The following is a 17,539-nucleotide window of genomic DNA, read 5'->3' as shown; positions in this document are numbered from 1 at the left end:
CTCCCCAGAATCTCTCCAGCACCCGAAAGGATCCGTCATGGGATCTCCGTCCGTCACCGGGGCCGCCGTGCCGCCGGGTTCGGCCACCACCGATCAGCCCCCGAAGTCCAGCTTCAAGCGCGTCCTGACCGGCAGTATGGCCGGTGCCGTGCTCGAGTGGTACGACTTCGCGATCTACGGCATCCTCGCCGCGACCGTCCTCGGCCCGCTGTTCTTTCCCGGTGACGACGGCGTCGCGAAGTTGCTGCTGGCGCTCGCCACCCAGGGCCTCGGCTTCATCGCCCGCCCGCTGGGCGGCATCGTGTTCGGCCATCTCGGCGACAAGTTCGGCCGAAAGCCGATGCTGGTCACCACCTTCATCCTGCTGGGTACCGCGACGGCCGCGATCGGCCTGCTGCCGACGTACGACCAGATCGGCATCTGGGCGACGGTCGCGCTGGTGGTGCTGCGCATGATCCAGGGCTTCGCGCTCGGCGGCGAGTTCGGTGCCGCGGTGCTGCTGGTCAGCGAGTACGGCGAGCCGAAGAAGCGTGGCTTCTGGGCGTCGTGGCCGCAGGCCGGCGCCCCGATGGGCACGGTGCTGGCGACCGTCATCGTCTCGGTCCTCGGCTTCTTCCTCACCGACGACGCGTTCGACCAGTGGGGCTGGCGTGTGGCCTTCCTGTTCGCGATCCCGCTGCTGATCGTCGGCTTCTGGGTGCGCCGCGGCGTCGAGGAGTCCCCGGTCTTCAAGGCCGCACAGGAGCAGGCCGCGAAGGCGCCTGCGACGCAGGAACGTTCGTCGATTCTCGAGGCACTGAGCCGCCCTCGCGCCGTTCTGATCGGCCTGGGCATGCGCCTCGGCGAGAACATCGCGTTCTACGTGTACACGGTCTTCGTCATCGCGTACGCCACGACGTACTTCGACTTCCACCGCGGTGACATCATCCTGGCTGTGACGTTCGCGTCGCTGTTCCAGTTCGTCGGCATGATCGGCGGCGGCGCTTGGTCGGACCGCATCGGCCGCAAGAAGGCGATGCTGGTGCCCGCGATCATCCTCGTGGTGTGGGCGCCGGTGTTCTTCTGGCTGGTCCAGCTCGAGAGCCTGCCGATGCTGTGGCTCGGCGTGTGCGTGGGCGCGTTCTTCCACGGCATGCTGGCCGGTCCGGAGGCGGCATGGATCACCGAGCTGTTCCCGACCCGCTACCGGTACGCCGGTTCGTCGCTGGTGTTCCAGGGCTCGTCGATCATCGCGGGTGCCCCGGCGCCGTTCATCGCGGTGTGGCTGATCGAGAACTTCGGTGTCGGCACCGTCATCGGATACCTGGTGGTGACGATGGCGATCACCGTGGTGGCGCTGTTGCTGAGCCGGGAGACCAAGGGCGTGGACCTCGACGAGGTCGCGTGATCGGGACCGCCGGGTCGGCTGATCCGGCCTGACGATATGGGCCCCGGTCCGATTCCCCGCGTGGGATCGGGCCGGGGCCCATATCGTTCGGCATACTCGACGGCGGCAGTTACAGACAGGAGACTTCGAATGACCATCGCTCACAAGCTCGTCGGGCACGGCCCGGTAAAGGTGATCGCGCTGCACGGCTGGTTCGGCACGTCCGAGGGCTGGGGCATGCTCCCCGAGCTCGTCGACGCCGACACCTACACGTACGCGCTCATCGACTACCGCGGCTACGGCGCCCGCAAGGACGAGGCCGGCGAGTACACGCTCGAGGAGATCTCGGCGGACACCCTCGCCCTCGCCGACGAGCTGGACTGGGACCGCTTCGCCCTGGTCGGACATTCGATGGGTGGCGCCGCGGCGCTGCGCGTGCTGGCGGACGCCCCGGAGCGTGTCACCGCGGTCGTCGGCATCAGTCCGGTGCCCGCGTCGGGCGTCCCGTTCGACGCCGACAGCGAGGCGTTGTTCACGGGTGCCGAGAACGAGGACGGCAACCGCTACGCGATCCTCGACTTCACGACCGGTAACCGGCAGTCGGCCACGTGGCTGAACCAGATGACCGAGTTCTCCGTCGAGCACACGACGCGCCCGGCGTTCGGTGCGTACCTGCGCGCGTGGGGCGGGGCCGATTTCGTCGATGCGCTGCCGCAGACGTCGATCCCGGTCAAGGCGATCGTCGGCGAGCACGATCCCGCGTTGGGCGCCGAGACGATGAAGGCGACGTGGATGGCGCAGCTGCCGCAGTGCGAACTCGACGTTCTCGCGAACGCCGGCCACTACGCGATGTTCGAGGCTCCGGTCGCACTGATCACCAGCATGGAGGCCGTGCTCTCCGAGCTGAAGTGAGCTGATCCGAGCTGACACCACGGCAGCGCCGGTACCCCGCGGATGGGGTACCGGCGCTGCCGTCTTCGTGGATCCGGACGTGTTGCCGGTCAGGGCTTCCCGGTGAAGACCGGGTCCTCGAAGGAACGACGGGATCGAACCCAGGAGGGGGACAGGGCGTCGACGATCTCGTCGGTCACGGACTCGTCGAACACGACGATGCGGTCCGCGATGCGCCACTGCCCGTCGCGCCGCTCGAACCGGTCGACGTAGCGGCACTTGACGGTGGCCCGGGACTGCGGGCCACCCGCGACGGCGGGCGCCTGCCGCAGGTAGCACAGGCAGTACGACTCGACGTCCGCCGTGTCGCCGTCGAGATCGATGAGCACGTTGGTGACGTAGTGCAGCGACGAGTCGATGGTGGCGTGCCGGCTCTTCATGTCCTCGATGAGCCCCGCCACGGTGCCGATGTAGCCGCCGTGGTTGTCGATCGCGTCGGGGAAGTAGCAGTCGGCGACGCGATCGAAGTCCTTGCGGTCCACCGCCCGCGCGTAGCGGTAGAGGACCTCGGTGATCTCCTGCTTGTCGATGAGCGACACGCGCTCTCCTCTCGTGACGAACGGGCCCTGCCGGTGTCGCCACCGGCAGGGCCCGACGGGGACGAACTAGTCGACGCGGAGCTCGATGCCCTTGGTCTCCTTGACGAAGAAGATCGCGCCGAGCGTGAGCAGCGCACAGAACACGAAGTAGAACGCCGGCGCGAGGTTGTTCCCGGTGATGTCGATCAACCACGTCGCGATGAACGGGGCCGTGCCACCGAGAGCCATGTTGGTGATGTTGTTACCCAGGGCCAGGCCGCTGTAGCGGACCGACGCCTTGAGCATCTCGACGTACGTCACGTAGGACGCACCGTTGACCACCGACACCGCGATGAACAGGACGGACTGGCCGACGATCGCCTGCCAGATGCTGCCACCCGCCATGAGCATGAACATCGGGACGCCCAGGACCACGGCGGCAACCGTGCCGGTGAACAGGACGGGTTTGCGGCCGTACTTGTCCGCCAGGTAGCCGGCGATCGGCAGCGTGATGACACCGAGAACCAGCGCGAGCGACGTGGACAGGAAGGCGACGGTCGACGACTGGCCGCCGGCCTTCTGCAGGTACGTCGCCGCGTACACCGAGGCGATGTAGTAGCCGCCGGTGATGAGCGCACCCAGGAAGATGATCTTCACCAGCGCCGGACCGGAGCTGCTGAGCAGTTCCTTGACCGGCACCTTCGCGGTCTCGCCCTTGTCCTCGAGCTCCTTGAACTGCGGGGTGTCCTCCATGTGGTTCCGGATCCAGATACCGACGACGCCGATGACGACCGACAGCAGGAACGGGATACGCCACGCCCACGACATGATCTGGTCGTGCGTGAACACGGAGGTGAGCGCCAGCGCGGTCAGCGATGCCACCAGCGAACCGATGTAGGTGCCGGAGTTGACCATCGAGGTCTGGAACGCGCGCCACCTGGCCGGAGCGGACTCCGACACGAAGGCGTTGGCGCCACCCAGCTCGCCACCGGCAGCGAAGCCCTGCAGGCAACGGGCCAGCACCAGGATCGCCGTCGCCCACACACCGAGCGTGACGTAGGTGGGCATCATTCCCATCGCCGCCGTCGCGACGACCATCAGCAGAATCGTCCAGGACAGGGCGTTCTTGCGGCCGTACTTGTCGCCGATGTGGCCGAAGAAGATGCCACCGGGCACACGCAGGAAGAACGCGACCGCGAACGTCGCGAACGTGCCGAGCAGTGCGGCGGTGTCGTTCTCCGAGACGAAGAACAGCGACGCGATGATGGTCGCCATGTAGCCGTAGATACCGAAGTCGTAGTACTCGACGACGGTGCCGACGATGGCCGCACGCACCACCTTGACGGTGGACTGCTTCGGCTGGGTCTCTGTCTGCACGGGATCCGGTCCTCGGGCGGGCTCGGGGTTACGAACCGCGGGCTCCACAATATCGTTCGTTGGCATGGATGGTCCTTTGTAAGTGTCTGGTGCGCAACACGCTCGGTGTCAGATTCCTGCAGTTGTCAGTGCCGTCGACGTCGTCGACTCGCCGCGGGCGGTGCGCGCGGCGTTCATTCCGGCGATCCGGCCCATCGTGAGGGCGTTCGCCACGGCGTTGCCGCCGCCCACGTACCGGAGGCCGAGGATGCCGGCTCCGGCCTCACCGGCCGCGAAGAGTCCCTGGACCGGGCGTCCGGTCCGGTCCAGTACCGATGCGTTGCCGTCGATCTCGACGCCCGCGTGTGTGCAGACGAGTTCGGCGGGCAGAAGTCGGGCCGCGTAGAACGGCCCCTGGTCGATCGGGTCGGGGTCGGCGGTCGATCCCTTGTTCGCGAGGGTGCGATGACGCAGGAAGTCGTCGTCGACACCGTTCGGGAGTTGGTCGTTCCACCGCGCGACGGCCGCCTCGAGAGCATCGGCGGGCACGCCCATCGCGGCGGCGAGTTCGGTGAGCGTGTCCGCTCGGAGGGTGCGCCCGGCCTCGGCCTCGTCGAGAATCCGCTCGGGAGCCCAATCAGTATAGCCCGCAGGAAGATTCAGTCTAGCCCTTTCGTCGAAGACGACCCAGGCCCCGCCCTGCTGTGCGTCGATGATCCCGGTCGAGACCGCGTACGACGCGTCCTCGTCCATGAACCGACGGCCGTCGCCGTTGACGTAGATCCGCGACTTGGGCGGGAAGCCCGACTGCCAGTGGTGGAACCGCTGGAAGTAGACGGTGGGCAGCATCAGACCCCAGCCCTCGCCGGTGACGGCCGCGTCGACCTGCTCACCGAACGCCAGGTGGTCGCCCTGGCTGCCCTCGGCGGCCACGACGAAGAGGGAGTCCCCGCCCCGGTTCGCGAACGGGTAGAGGCGGTCGACCAGATCCTTGTTCTGCGCGAATCCGCCGCTGGCGATCACCACTGACGACGCGCGGACCTCGATGTCGTCGGCGACCACACCGGCCACCCGGCCGTCCTCGACAAGCAGCGATTGCACGCGGGTGTTCAGAACCACCTCGACGCCCTGGTCGCGGCGCGCCTTGTCGAGCACCTGGACCAGCCCGTAACCCTGATCCTTGGGCACGTGCCCGCGCCAGACGTCCTCGACGCCGGCCTGCGCGAGACCCGGCATGTGGGCGTTGGCGGATTCGCGGGCCGGAATCTCCACGCCCAGGCCGATCAGCCACTCCAGTGTGGGGCCGGCGTTCTCACAGAAGGCGCGGACCAGACCCGGCTTGAGCATCCAGTGGTTGAGGTCCATGTAGTGCTGGAAGAACTTCTCGGCGGTGTCCTCGATCCCGAGGCCCCGCTGGACGCTCGTGCCGGCGGCGGTGAACAATCCCGCCGACAGCTGCGTCGAGCCGCCCAGTTCGGTCTGCGACTCGAACAGCAGCACCGATGCACCCTGCTCGGCCGCCGAGACCGCGGCCGCGAGTCCCGCTCCGCCGCCGCCGATCACGACGACGTCCCAGTTGTCTTCACTCAAGAGAGGGCTCCTCCCGTCTCGGCGAGAATGCGGTGGTACAGCCCGTTGGACACCAGGCCGCCGTCGACCGTCACCTCACTGCCGTTCATGTACGTGGACCGGTCGGACAGCAAAAACAGCACCGCATCCGTGATCTCGTCGACGGTGCCCATGCGTCCGGCCGGGATGCTCTGCAGCGAGGCCTTGACGAAGGCGTCCGCTCCCCCGACGAGAGCGGTGCCCACCAGCCCGGGATGCACGGAGTTCACCCGGATGCCCCACTGCGCGAACTGTCCGGCCGCCGACTTCGACAGCCCGGTCAGTCCCCACTTGCTCGACGCGTACGCCGGCGAGAAGTAGCCGACCTGGCCGGAGATCGACGAGATGTTCACGATCGATCCGCCGCCGCTCTCCCGCATCAGCGGTGCGGCGGCCTTCATCCCGTAGAACGGACCGAACAGGTTGATCCGCATGGTCAGTTCCCAGATGTCGTCCGGGGTGTCCATGAACTCGCGTCGCCGACTGATGCCGGCGTTGTTGACCAGACCACCGAGTTCGCCCTTGGTGGAGCGGATCTCGTCGATCACCCGGGTCCAGGCCGCGGAGTCCGCGACGTCGAGTTCGTGCGCCGACGCGCTGCCACCGGCAGCCTCGATCTCGGCCATGACCGCGGAGCTGTCCGCGACGTCGGCGACGCAGACGTGCACGCCCCGTGCGGCCAATGCCTTCGCATGGCCCGCGCCCATGCCGCCGGCGGCGCCGGTGACGAGGACGACGTTCGGGAAAGTCTCGGAAGTGGAGCCTGCAGAACGACCCGTCGACTCAGACATGGCGCGAACCACCGTCGACGGCGATGGAATGGCCGGTGACGTAGCGGGCGCTGTCCGAGAGCAGGAACAGCAGCGGCCCGAAGACCTCCTCGGGCGAGCCGAGGCGGTGCAGCGGCACCACGCTCAGCGCGTGCTCGAGGGCGGCGGGATCCTCGCGGACCCACCGGGTCATCTCGGTGTCGATGTAGCCGGGGGCGATGGCGTTGACGCGAATACCCTTGTCGCCCAGTTCGACAGCGAGCGACTCGGTGAGGTGCGCGACGGCCGCCTTCGAGGTGCAGTATGCGCCGCGTCCACGGCGGATGCGCAGCGCCGACACCGACGACATGTTCACGATCGCGCCGCCCGGCGCCATGTGGCGGGACGCGGCCTGCGCGCCGAACAGCACACCCTCGACGTTGACGTCGAGCACCGCGGCGATCTGTTCGGGGGAGATCTCGTCGACCAGCGCGAACGGGAAGATGCCCGCGTTGTTGATCCAGAAGTCGATGTGGCCGAACTCCTTCAGCGCGACCTGCGCGAGCGCCTCGTGCTCGTCCGCCTTGGTGACGTCGATGCGGGTGCCGACGACGCGTCCGGGCGTCTCGGCCAGCGAGTTCGCGGCGAGCGCGGCGTTGATCTCGTCGGCGGTGGCCGCCATCTGCTCCTCGTTGATGTCGGCGCCGACGACGTTGACGCCGCGGGTGGCGAGACCGGCCGCGAAGGCCGCGCCCATACCCCGGGCAGCGCCGGTGACGACGGCGACCTTGCCGGCCATCTCCGGGTACAGCGCAGTCATCAGGGACGCGTCGGTGCGGCCGGGGTTCTGGGTGTCAGCGGTTTCGGTCATGATCGGGTGTTCCTCCAAAAACAATGTTCTGCAAAAGATTCGGGATGCACGTCTGTCGAGCCCCGAGATGTCAGGACTGAGGGGCCTGATCGTCCCGGCGGACGACGCGGCGCGCAATGCGCCACTGCCCGCCCTCTCGCACCACCCGGTCGGTGACGGTGGTGAACCGCACGAGGCGGGAATCCCCGCCTATCCGGGTCGCGACGATCTGCAGGTAGGCGTGGACCTCGAGCTCGTCGTCACCGACACGATCGACGGCGATGTTGGTGAGCACGTGCCGATGCGCCTCCCCCGCCACGGACGCGTTCGTGAAGAACGCGTCGGCGAACTGGGTGAGCGCCTCGACTCCCACGACCGGGGCCGGGTAGCTGGGTGAGTGGAATTCACCGTCTGCCGTGAAGGTGGCCGCCCACTCGGACGCGTGCCCCTCGTCGATGAGGTGGCTCTGCCGCCCGTACAGCTGGTGGATCTCCACGATCGCCACGGCGCCGATGTCGGCGCGTGCCTCGATCCCTGTCATCACGAACTCCTCGACCCTCGACGGCGCTTCCCGAACGGGATTGCGCCGTCACACTCGATGTGCGATAATCGAACGCATAGTGCGATTAAGAAGAAGCGTAGGTGTCTCGCCTCACACGAGTCAAGGGAGGGATCCATGGCGTCGGTCGGTTCCGATGAACGGATGAACGAAAGTGCTGGGAGAACGGGCGCGGTCCAGCTCGATTCACGGATGTCGAAGACGCTGCACAACGGGCTCGAGATCCTCGAGTTGCTGACGCAACACAAGTACGGGCTGACGATCACCGAGATCGGCGAGGGAATCCGCGTGCATCGCACCGTCGCGGATCGGCTGGTGCGCACCCTCGAGGCGCACCGACTGTGCCGACGGACCGAGAGCAAACGCATCCTGCTGGGGTCGGGACTGGTGACGCTCGCGGGCTCGGTGGAGCAGGACCTGCGCGAACTCGCCCGCCCTATCCTCGAGGAGCTCGCGGATTCCGTGGAGGCGACCGCGCACCTCGCGGTCCGGGAGGGCGAGGACTCGGTCCGCGCGCTCATGGTGATCGAGCCGCGCAACTCCCGGGCGCACGTCGGCTTCAATGCCGGCCAGATCGACCCGATCAACCGCGGGTCGGCGGGATTGGCGATGCTCGCGGCGCTGCCGCCGCAGGAGGGCGAACGCCCCGAGGTCACGCGCGCCCGCGAGCGCGGATTCGCGGTGACCTCGGGGGAGGTCACTCATTCGGTCACGGGCATCTCCGCCACGCTGCCGAACCGCCGGCCGGCTGACCTGGTGAGCATCGGTGTCTCGGTGTTCGATTCGTCGGAGGAGCAGAAGCTGGGCGAGGCGGTCATGGCCGCGGCCCGGCGACTGGGGGCGCTACTGCTCCGCTGACCGCCGCAAGGCGGGTCAGGTCAGCGAGAATCCCTGACCCGCAGGGCGAGTCCGGCCACGAGGCAAGCCACGGCTGCGGTCGCGAGCACCAGGGGGCTCATGGACCAGCCCCCGACGTGGGTGGCGACGAACGCGACGGCCGGCGGTCCCACGATCGACCCGACGTTCGACATCTGCACCACCAGTCCGTTGACGGGGCCGATCTCGCGCGGTCCGCGGGCGGCGCTGGGCACGGCTGCGAACACGGCGGCCGGCAGCAGCCCACCGAGAAGGGCGAAAGCGATTGCAGCACCGTAGGACAGGCCGAACGGCGACCACCCGGCGTAGACGAGGACGGCAGCCAGTCCCATCGACGTCGCGGCCACCGCGATCAGCGTGCCGGGGCGTACGCCCCGGTGCAGCAACACTCCGGAAACGACGTTGCCGACGATGTTGCCGAGGACGACGAGCGCGGTGAGGATCGCCGCAGAGGTGTCGGCCCACCCGCCCGATGCGTACACGGTGGGCAGGAACCCGATGACCGCGAGGTACTGCAGCGAGTAGGTACCGAAGGCGACAGCGATCAGTACTGCAGCCGGGTTGCGCCACACGGGAGCTCGTTTCGCCCCGGCCGACGCAGCCGGAACCCCGGCCACGCGAGGCACCACCGCGACCACCAGGCCCGCGCACCCGAGCAGCAGTCCGGCGTTGACGGCCCACAGCCCCCGCCAGCCGACCGCGTCGATGATCGACGGGCCCAGCAGGATCGCGACGAACTGTCCGAGCGGCATGTAGATGCCCCACAGCCCGAGCGCGAAGCGGCGATGCCGGTCCCCCGACGCCGCCGTGATGGTGGCGGGAGCGGACACCGCGACGCCCATGAAGCCGAGCCCCTCGAGGACCCGGGAGAACAGCAACGCCGGTGTCCCGGGACCGATCGCACCGAGCCCGGCGCCGGCCGCGAGGGCGAGCAGAGCGAACGCCAGCATTCGGCGTCGGCCGAGTCTGTCGACGAATCCGCCTGCCGCACTGCCCAGCAGAGCGCCCACGAACGTGTACGACGACAGCAGGAACCCTGCCGCGGTCAGGCTCATTCCGAGATCGTCGCGCACCGTCGGCAGTGCGACGATGACCTTGCCGACCTGACTGGCGGCCAGGACCCCGGCAAGCAATGCGACGACCACCACCGGCCACGAAGACGACTCCAGCGCCGCCGGCTGCTGCCGGGCGGCGCTGGACTCGGAGACCTGCTCAGCCACCGATGGTGGCGTCCGCGTTCCGGTCGGCAGGAACGGTGAGCGACGGATCGGCGGCGGCCGCGATGGCCTCCTCGAACTCACGCTGCCCCACCTGTGAGCCGAGGACCAGGGCGAGGCGCGCGAGGAAGCCCTCGCGGTCTGTCTCGCCGACCTGGTCGAGCGCGTCGGACAGACCCATCCACACGTTCTCGCGGCGCAGCTCCGCCGGGTCGATGGCGGGTCCGCTGTCGACGGTGGCGCTGGCACCGGTCGGGGCATCCCCCAGCGAAAGGTGGCGGGCGACGTCCTCGATGCGTCCGACACCGTCGATGCGGCACAGCAGCAGACCGTCGGGGCGGATCACGAAGACCTCGCCGTCGCGGGCACCGAGCGCGGCGACGATCCCGCCGTCGGCGTCGGGCACGACGGAGACCGACGCGTCGGACGTGTCGCTACCGATCAGGATGGCGCGCACCGACTCCGGAGCCAACGCCGCGGCGAGAGTTGCGGTCGCGGCGGCCAGCGCCGCGGCATCGACCTGCACACCGAGCACCGCGAAACCGGTGCCGCGCAGCTTGTTGAGCGACGTCTCGGTGCCGTCGGCGGTCACGACGCGACGATCGTCGACCGGGTCGCCGGCGGCGACGCCCGCGACATCGGCCGGGGTGGGCCACGTGAGCGGCGAGATCCTGGCGTTGGTGGCGCTGGACTGCCGCGGGTTGATGAGGTGGCTGAACTCGGGGCGGTTGACGGCCAGCGCGAGGATCGCGTCACGCGTGGTCAGGTAGCCGTGGCTCCCGGGCGACATGATGAGCGTGCTCTTACCAGCGTTGGCGACGTTCTGCCGCCACGCGTCGTGGCGCTCCACCGAGTACGCCTGCAGCATCTTCTCGTCAGCATTGCCGTGGATCACCGCGGCGAGCTGCCAGGCGAGGGTCTCGGCGTCCTCCATGCCCGAGTTCAACCCGCGGACACCGAAGATCGGCACCAGATGGGCGGCGTCGCCGGCGAACAGCAGGCGACCGTGCGTGAAGTCCTCGAGCGCCAGCGCGCGAGCGCTGTAGAAGCCGTGCCATTCGAGGGTCCACGGCAGATCGTTCTGCAGCCACTCCAGGTGCCGCGTGATGCGGTCCCGGATGCGGTCCTCCTGCGTCTCGATCTCGGCGTCCTCGGACGGGTCGAGCTGGTAGTCGATGCGCCAGATGTTCTTGGGCTGCTTGTGCATGATGATCGTCGAGCCGGGGTTGCTCGGCGGATCGAACCAGACCATGCGCTCGGCCGGCAGTTCCGACTCCCAGTGGATGTCGGCGATGACGTAGCGGCCGTCGTAGTTGTTGCCCTGCAGCCGGAGTCCGGCCAGTTCGCGCATGCGGCTGCGGCCACCGTCGGCGGCCACGACCCAGCGGGCGCGCAGGTGGCGCTTGCCACCGGCACAGTCGACCTCGAGAGTGACCTCGTCGTCGGCGCGCAGCACGCCGGCGATGCTCGCCGACCAGTGCAGCGTGATGAGGGGGTTCGCCTCGATCGTGTCGACCATGATCTGCTCGAACTCCGACTGGGAGACGTTGATCATGGGCGGGCGCACGTCGTGGTCGGCGTTGCGCATCTGGAAGTGCAGCACCTGCTGGTCGCGGTAGAAGCTGCGGCCACCGACCCACGGGAGCACGATCTTCTCCAGCTCGGCGCCGAAGCCGAGGCGCGCGGCGGCCTCGAGGCTGTGGCGGGAGATGCAGATCGCGCGGCTGCCGAAGGACACCTGGTCGGCGGCCTCGAGGATCGTGACGGGGATGCCGCGCTGTGCGAGGCCGAGCGCGACGGCCATGCCGACGGGGCCGGCGCCGACGATGACGACGGGCAGGGTCTCGTCGGCGGGCGTCATCGACGCGAAGTCCGAGGCCGGGTACTTCTTGGGCTGGTAGTAGGTCGACATGGAGCTAGACCGCTTCCTGCTCGATCGGACGGGAGGACGTGGTACCGGGAACTTTCAGCACGAGGATGCTGGCGAGGCTGATCAGGGCGATCAGCACGAAGTACCCGGTGATCGCGAGCGACGTGTCGAAGCTCGCGTACAGCGCGGTGGCGATGATCGGGGCGAGACCGCCGCCGAGGATGGCGCCGATCTGGTAGCCGAGGGAGGCACCCGAGTAGCGGATCGCCGGCGGGAACAGCTCCGCGAACAGCGCGGACTGGGGTCCGGCGCAGCAGCCGAGGGTGAAGCCGAGGCCGATCATCGCGACGATCATGACGGGCAGGACCGCGGTGTCCATGAGGGGGAAGAACACGGCGGCGGCGATCACGAGCGCGATCGAGCTGCGCACGTAGACGGGACGACGTCCCATGGTGTCGGACTTCCACGCGCTGAATGCCATACCGGCCATCCAGAACGGGCACGAGCCGATCAGCAGGAACAGCATCGTGGTCTTGCTGAAGCCGAGTTCGGTCTCCCCGTACTTGAGGACGTAGACCATGTACGCGTACGCGATGCCGTTGGTGGCGATGAACGTGCCCCCGGCCAGCAGCACCGTCTTCCAGTGCTTGGTGAGGACCTCCATGATCGGCAGCTTGTTCGGCTGCTCCTGATCCTTGGTCTCCTTGAACTCGTTGCTCTCCTCGAGGCCGAGCCGGATCCACATCGCGACCAGCACGAGGACGGCGCTGAGCAGGAACGGGATTCGCCAGCCCCACGCCTTGAAGGTCTCGTCGCTCATGAAGGCGGTCAGCGGCAGGTAGACGAGGTTCGCGACGAGGACACCCGCCGGGACGCCGATCTGCGGGGCCGCACCGTAGAGGCCCTTGCGCCCCTCGGGGGCGTTCTCGGTGGCGACGAGCACCGCGCCGCCCCATTCGCCGCCGACGCCGAGGCCCTGGACGAAGCGCAGCGTCACGAGCAGGATCGGGGCGAACACGCCGATCGCGTCGTAGTTGGGGAGCACACCGATGCCGACGGTCGCGAAGCCCATGAGCAGCAGCGAGATGACGAGCATCGACTTCCGGCCGACGCGGTCGCCGAAGTGGCCCATGACGACGCCACCGATGGGACGCGCGATGAAGCCGACGGCGAGCGTCGCGAACGACGCCAACGTGCCCGCGAGGTCCGAGGAGTTCGGGAAGAACTGGTGCCCGAGTACCAGCGCCGCGGCCGTGCCGTAGATGAAGAAGTCGTACCACTCGATCGCGGTGCCGACGAAGCTGCCGAGCGCGGCCTTGCGGGCCTTGCGGTGCAACTCCTGCGGCGGAGCCGCAGCCATGGTTGCCGTCATGGTTCGGGTGCCTTTCAACTCTGGAGGCATGCAGGGACGAAACCCACCTGCACACATGCCGACTAAGCGGCCTGCAGGACATCTTGACCTGGATCACATCGCGTGAAAAGCGCAAGAAAGCGGGGTGAATGCGCAGAAATCCTGAGGTTTGTCACTCAGGTGCGGCGCACGCCCGGGTAGCGGACTCGCCGCTTCGGATCCTGCCTTGTTCCGGACCGATTGTCCCGTGTGAGAGTGCCTACACCGACGCCGTCTCAGTGGGCTGCGACATCTCCTGCGACATCGCCGTCCACCGCGAAGTCGACGAAGGCGCGCGCGGTTCGGCTCAGCAGCGCGTCCTGCGACCACGCCAGGAGGATGTCGACCTCCGGTACCGGAGGCTCCACCTCCGGGCGGACGACGACGCCGAGCCCCTCGTACGTGACGTCGAGCTGCGGCCGCTGGATCAGCAGCGTCCAGCCGAAGCCGCGGCCGACGAGCGCGCGGGCTGTCTCGAAGTTCTTGGGACGAAACCGCACCTGCGGAGTGAAGCCGGCGCGGCTGCACATCTGCAGCGCATGGAACGAACTCGGTGGGGCGTCGAGCAGCACCATCGGCTCGTCGGCGAGCTCGGCGAGCTCGACGACCGGCGCGTCGGCCAGACGATGGTCGGCGGGCAGCAGGATCGCGGGCTGCCGGGTGTCCATCCGGGCCCGCCGCAGTTCCGGCGACAGGTCGAGGTCGTAGACGATCGCGAGGTCCAGCTCGCCCGACATCAGCCGCCCTTCGAGGCGGTCCTGGGTGTCCTCGACGAAGTCGACGGTGACCTGAGGGTGCAGCTGGTTGAACTCGTACAGCAGCCGCGGCAGCAGTGTCGGGCCGAGCGACGAGTAGCAACCGATCGCGAGCGGACCGGTGAGCACGCCCTCCGCCCCGGACGCCTCGGCGGCGAGGTCGCCCGCCTGCTCGAGCAGCGCCTTCGCGCGGATCAGCACCCGTTCGCCCGTCGGGGTGAGTTGGACGCCGTGCGCCCGCCGGCGCACGCACAGCTGCGACTTGAGTCCGCGCTCGAGTTCGGTGATCGCGAGCGAGACCGCGGACTGCGAGACGTGCAGCCGATCCGCGGCGGCCCGGATGGTGCCGGTCTCGGCGACGGCGACGAACACGAACAGCTGACGCATCGTGTACGCCGGCGGCCTTGCCGAGCTGACCATGGTTACCTCCGGGCATCGATTCTCGCACGGGTTCCGCAAACCACGATCGAGGGGAATACTCGCCAGTAGCTTGTTCGCTAGGTTCTTCGATCGCTCTCTTCGAGGAGGCGGATCACGGTGACACCGACCCAGGTGACGGAGGAACAGGCCCGCGCGGTCGCCGAGGAGGCCCGCGAGAGCGGCTGGGAGAAACCGTCCTTCGCCAAGGAACTGTTCCTCGGGCGATTCCCGCTCGACCTCGTCCATCCCTTCCCCCGGCCCGCCCCCGACGAGGCCGCACGAACCGACGTCTTCCTCGCCGACCTCGAGCGGTACTGCCGGGGGATCGACGGGTCGGTGATCGAGCGGGACGCCCGCATCCCCGACGAGTACGTCGCCGGGTTGGCCGAACTCGGTTGCTTCGGGCTCAAGGTGCCGGTCGAGTACGGCGGGCTCGGACTGTCCCAGGTCGCCTACAACCGCGCGCTGATGGTGGTGTCGTCGGTACACGGGAGCCTCGGCGCGTTGCTGTCGGCGCACCAGTCGATCGGTGTGCCGGAACCGCTGAAGCTGGCCGGCACCGAAGAGCAGAAGAAGAAGTTCCTGCCGCGCTGCGCGAAGGGCGCGATCTCGGCGTTCCTCCTCACCGAGCCCGACGTCGGCTCCGACCCTGCGCGGATGGCGTCGACGGCGACCCCGACCGATGACGGTTCCGCGTATCTACTCGACGGCGTCAAGCTGTGGACCACCAACGGTGTGGTGGCCGAGCTGCTGGTGGTGATGGCGCGGGTGCCGCGCAGCGAGGGGCGCCCCGGCGAGCCGGGCAGTGGACATCGCGGCGGGATCAGCGCGTTCGTGGTGGAGGCGGACTCCCCCGGCATCACCGTCGAACACCGCAATGCGTTCATGGGCCTGCGCGGGATCGAGAACGGCGTGACCCGGCTGAATCAGGTACGGGTCCCGGCCGAGAACCTCGTCGGTCGCGAGGGGGACGGACTCAAGATCGCGTTGACCACTCTCAACGCGGGCAGGTTGGCGATTCCTGCGATGTGCGCGGGGGCCGCCAAGTGGTCGCTCAAGATCGCGCGCGAATGGTCCGCCGAACGGGTGCAGTGGGGCCGGCCGGTCGGCGAGCACGGTGCGGTGGCGGCCAAGATCTCGTTCATCGCGGCCACCGCGTACGCGCTCGAGGCCGTCCTCGATCTGGCCGGCAGGATGTCCGACGAGGGGCGCAACGACATCCGCATCGAGGCCGCACTGGCCAAACTGTGGTCCAGCGAGATGGCCTGCCGGATCGCCGACGACCTGGTCCAGATCCGCGGCGGACGCGGCTACGAGACCGCGGCGTCACTGGCGGCCCGCGGCGAACGAGCAGTGCCGGTGGAGCAGTTGCTGCGCGATCTGCGGATCAATCGCATCTTCGAGGGCTCGAGCGAGATCATGCGCCTGCTCATAGCTCGCGAAGCCGTCGATGCGCACCTCGCCGCCGCGGGCGATCTGGCCGATCCGAAGGCGAACCTGCAGCACAAGGCGAAGGCAGCGCTCGGGGCGAGCGGCTTCTACGCGCGGTGGCTGCCGCACCTGGTGTCCGGCAAGGGCCAGCTGCCCACGTCGTACAGCGAGTTCGGTTCGCTGGCAACGCATCTACGCTTCGTGGAAAGGAACGCGCGCAAGCTCGCCCGCTCCACGTTCTACGGCATGGCGCGCTGGCAGGCCGGCATGGAGAAGCACCAGTCGTTCCTCGGGCGCGTCGTCGATATCGGTGCCGAGCTGTTCGCGATGTCTGCGGCCTGTGTGCGCGCGGACATGGAGCGCGCCGATGACCCGGAGCGCGGCACAGCCGCCATCGACCTCGCCGACGCGTTCTGCCGGCAGGCGCGGCTGCGGATCGATGGTCTTTTCGCGGCGCTGTGGGAGAACACCGACGACACCGACCATCGGATCTCGCGCGGCGTGCTCGGCGGCGAGTACACGTGGCTCGAGGCCGGAGTCCTCGACCAGTCGGAGGGCACCGGGCCGTGGATCGCGTCCTGGGCGCCCGGACCGTCGACGGAGGAGAACGTCGCGCGCAGATTCTCGACCACCACAGTCGAGGGGGCCACCACATAGCCTGCGTTCAACTGGCTCCAATTCCCTGTGGAGCCCGATGGTTTTCCCCTCCGAGTCGGGTCTATCTGTGCAAGCGCAGTATCTGACGAGGGGAGAATCCCTGTGGCAAAGGGATGGGAAGCGATCGGCGCCAACGGCGTCTCACTCGGGGTGGAGCACTTCGGGGATCCGACAGCACCGCTGATTCTGCTCACGGGCGGAACCACCATGTTCTCGTGGCCCGACGCGCTGTGCACCGCACTCGCTCGCGGCGGGCACCACGTCGTGCGGTACGACCTGCGCGATTCCGGTGCGTCGACCACCGTCGATCCCGAGAAGCCGGCCTACACCCTGCGCGACCTGGCCGCGGACGCCGCGGCGCTCGCCCACGAACTCGACTCGAGGCCGGCGCATCTGGCGGGCATCGGTGTCGGCGGAATGGTGGCCCAGGTAGCCGCGCTCGATCATGCGGACGCTTTCGGCGCACTCACGCTCGTCGGAACGCGGCCTGTCGCTCCGGGGCCGGTCGACGACGATCTGCCCGACCATGACGACGCAACCATGGGCCGGCTGTTCTCACATCCGATGCCGGACTGGTCCGACCGCGCCGCCGTGGCGGAATTCGCCGCCGCCGGCGCCGAGATCCTCGGCGACGACCCCGCCGCCGCTCGCGTGAGCGCCGAACGCATCTGGGACCGCACGCAGAGCACCGAACCGGCGATCCAGATGGCCAACCAGCTGGGAATGGTGTTCTCCGAGCTCGACTGCAAGCCGCGCTGGCGCGAACGCCTGCCCGAACTCACGATCCCGACACTCGTGGTGCACGGCAGGCACGACCCGTTCTTTCCCCTCGGCAACGGTGAGGCGTGCGCACGAGAGATCCCCGGCGCGCGGCTACTCGTGATGGAAGATGCGGCGACCGCGATCCCCGGTACGGCCGCCGACGGGGTGGCGGCCGCGATGCTCTCCCTGGGGCGGTGATACCGC

At 68.5% G+C, this 17,539-nt stretch carries 15 protein-coding genes; 5 read left to right on the top strand and 10 right to left on the bottom strand.

The window, feature by feature from the left end; all coding sequences use genetic code 11:
- Positions 1–37: 37 nt before the first annotated feature.
- The gene (locus tag PSS76_RS02440; RefSeq protein ID WP_005517058.1) at positions 38–1,387 is read left to right on the top strand and encodes an MFS transporter; all 1,350 of its coding nucleotides are present in this window, start codon (positions 38–40) and stop codon (positions 1,385–1,387) included.
- A 129-nt stretch (positions 1,388–1,516) separates the two neighbouring features.
- On the top strand, positions 1,517–2,278 hold the full coding sequence (locus PSS76_RS02435; protein WP_084847742.1) for an alpha/beta fold hydrolase: 762 nt from the start codon (positions 1,517–1,519) through the stop codon (positions 2,276–2,278).
- An 89-nt stretch (positions 2,279–2,367) separates the two neighbouring features.
- Here PSS76_RS02435 and PSS76_RS02430 read toward each other — a convergent pair whose 3' ends face one another.
- From PSS76_RS02430 to PSS76_RS02405, 6 genes are all read right to left on the bottom strand, one after another.
- Positions 2,368–2,856, bottom strand: coding sequence for a nuclear transport factor 2 family protein (locus tag PSS76_RS02430; protein WP_013417471.1), 489 nt, complete (start codon positions 2,854–2,856; stop codon positions 2,368–2,370).
- A gap of 66 nt (positions 2,857–2,922) precedes the next feature.
- On the bottom strand, positions 2,923–4,212 hold the full coding sequence (locus PSS76_RS02425; protein ID WP_005517052.1) for an MFS transporter: 1,290 nt from the start codon (positions 4,210–4,212) through the stop codon (positions 2,923–2,925).
- Between the two features lie 108 nt (positions 4,213–4,320).
- Positions 4,321–5,781 carry an FAD-dependent oxidoreductase gene (locus PSS76_RS02420; RefSeq protein ID WP_081122276.1) on the bottom strand — a complete coding sequence of 487 codons (1,461 nt, stop codon included), beginning with the start codon at positions 5,779–5,781 and terminating at the stop codon, positions 4,321–4,323.
- Positions 5,778–6,590 carry an SDR family NAD(P)-dependent oxidoreductase gene (locus PSS76_RS02415; protein ID WP_022598364.1) on the bottom strand — a complete coding sequence of 271 codons (813 nt, stop codon included), beginning with the start codon at positions 6,588–6,590 and terminating at the stop codon, positions 5,778–5,780. Before PSS76_RS02415 ends, PSS76_RS02420 begins: the two co-directional genes overlap by 4 nt.
- On the bottom strand, positions 6,583–7,419 hold the full coding sequence (locus PSS76_RS02410) for an SDR family NAD(P)-dependent oxidoreductase (protein ID WP_081187234.1): 837 nt from the start codon (positions 7,417–7,419) through the stop codon (positions 6,583–6,585). Before PSS76_RS02410 ends, PSS76_RS02415 begins: the two co-directional genes overlap by 8 nt.
- 70 nt (positions 7,420–7,489) lie before the next feature.
- Positions 7,490–7,939 carry a nuclear transport factor 2 family protein gene (locus PSS76_RS02405; protein ID WP_022598366.1) on the bottom strand — a complete coding sequence of 150 codons (450 nt, stop codon included), beginning with the start codon at positions 7,937–7,939 and terminating at the stop codon, positions 7,490–7,492.
- A gap of 162 nt (positions 7,940–8,101) precedes the next feature.
- Here PSS76_RS02405 and PSS76_RS02400 point away from each other — a divergent pair, with 162 nt between their 5' ends.
- The gene (locus PSS76_RS02400) at positions 8,102–8,815 is read left to right on the top strand and encodes an IclR family transcriptional regulator (RefSeq protein ID WP_238086552.1); all 714 of its coding nucleotides are present in this window, start codon (positions 8,102–8,104) and stop codon (positions 8,813–8,815) included.
- A gap of 20 nt (positions 8,816–8,835) precedes the next feature.
- Here the strand turns inward: PSS76_RS02400 and PSS76_RS02395 are convergent, their stop codons facing one another.
- From PSS76_RS02395 to PSS76_RS02380, 4 genes are all read right to left on the bottom strand, one after another.
- Positions 8,836–10,053, bottom strand: a complete 1,218-nt coding sequence (locus tag PSS76_RS02395) for an MFS transporter (RefSeq protein ID WP_337455816.1) — start codon at positions 10,051–10,053, stop codon at positions 8,836–8,838.
- Complete coding sequence (locus tag PSS76_RS02390) at positions 10,046–11,962, bottom strand: FAD-dependent monooxygenase (RefSeq protein WP_064076308.1); 1,917 nt, start codon at positions 11,960–11,962, stop codon at positions 10,046–10,048. The genes PSS76_RS02395 and PSS76_RS02390 overlap by 8 nt, the downstream gene beginning before the upstream one ends.
- A 4-nt stretch (positions 11,963–11,966) precedes the next feature.
- Positions 11,967–13,292, bottom strand: a complete 1,326-nt coding sequence (locus tag PSS76_RS02385; RefSeq protein ID WP_005517038.1) for an MFS transporter — start codon at positions 13,290–13,292, stop codon at positions 11,967–11,969.
- A 254-nt stretch (positions 13,293–13,546) separates the two neighbouring features.
- The gene (locus tag PSS76_RS02380; protein ID WP_013417479.1) at positions 13,547–14,485 is read right to left on the bottom strand and encodes a LysR substrate-binding domain-containing protein; all 939 of its coding nucleotides are present in this window, start codon (positions 14,483–14,485) and stop codon (positions 13,547–13,549) included.
- A 117-nt stretch (positions 14,486–14,602) separates the two neighbouring features.
- Between PSS76_RS02380 and PSS76_RS02375 the strand changes: the two genes are divergently transcribed.
- Positions 14,603–16,573 carry an acyl-CoA dehydrogenase family protein gene (locus PSS76_RS02375; RefSeq protein WP_081206031.1) on the top strand — a complete coding sequence of 657 codons (1,971 nt, stop codon included), beginning with the start codon at positions 14,603–14,605 and terminating at the stop codon, positions 16,571–16,573.
- Between the two features lie 102 nt (positions 16,574–16,675).
- A complete protein-coding gene (locus PSS76_RS02370) occupies positions 16,676–17,533 on the top strand; it encodes an alpha/beta fold hydrolase (protein WP_238772178.1) in 858 nt (285 codons plus the stop codon).
- Positions 17,534–17,539 lie beyond the last annotated feature (6 nt).

It is taken from the genome of Prescottella sp. D32 (genome assembly GCF_037287305.1).
Classification (GTDB): Bacteria; Actinomycetota; Actinomycetes; order Mycobacteriales; family Mycobacteriaceae; genus Prescottella; species Prescottella equi.
This window is presented reverse-complemented; position numbering and strand designations above follow the sequence as displayed.

Coding starts and splice junctions, on each gene's coding strand:
- PSS76_RS02440 (WP_005517058.1), top strand. CDS start 38: ATGGGATCTCCGTCCGTCACCGGGGCCGCCGTGCCGCCGGGTTCGGCC.
- PSS76_RS02435 (WP_084847742.1), top strand. CDS start 1,517: ATGACCATCGCTCACAAGCTCGTCGGGCACGGCCCGGTAAAGGTGATC.
- PSS76_RS02415 (WP_022598364.1), bottom strand. CDS start 6,590: ATGTCTGAGTCGACGGGTCGTTCTGCAGGCTCCACTTCCGAGACTTTC.
- PSS76_RS02410 (WP_081187234.1), bottom strand. CDS start 7,419: ATGACCGAAACCGCTGACACCCAGAACCCCGGCCGCACCGACGCGTCC.
- PSS76_RS02405 (WP_022598366.1), bottom strand. CDS start 7,939: ATGACAGGGATCGAGGCACGCGCCGACATCGGCGCCGTGGCGATCGTG.
- PSS76_RS02400 (WP_238086552.1), top strand. CDS start 8,102: ATGAACGAAAGTGCTGGGAGAACGGGCGCGGTCCAGCTCGATTCACGG.
- PSS76_RS02390 (WP_064076308.1), bottom strand. CDS start 11,962: ATGTCGACCTACTACCAGCCCAAGAAGTACCCGGCCTCGGACTTCGCG.
- PSS76_RS02385 (WP_005517038.1), bottom strand. CDS start 13,292: ATGACGGCAACCATGGCTGCGGCTCCGCCGCAGGAGTTGCACCGCAAG.
- PSS76_RS02380 (WP_013417479.1), bottom strand. CDS start 14,485: ATGGTCAGCTCGGCAAGGCCGCCGGCGTACACGATGCGTCAGCTGTTC.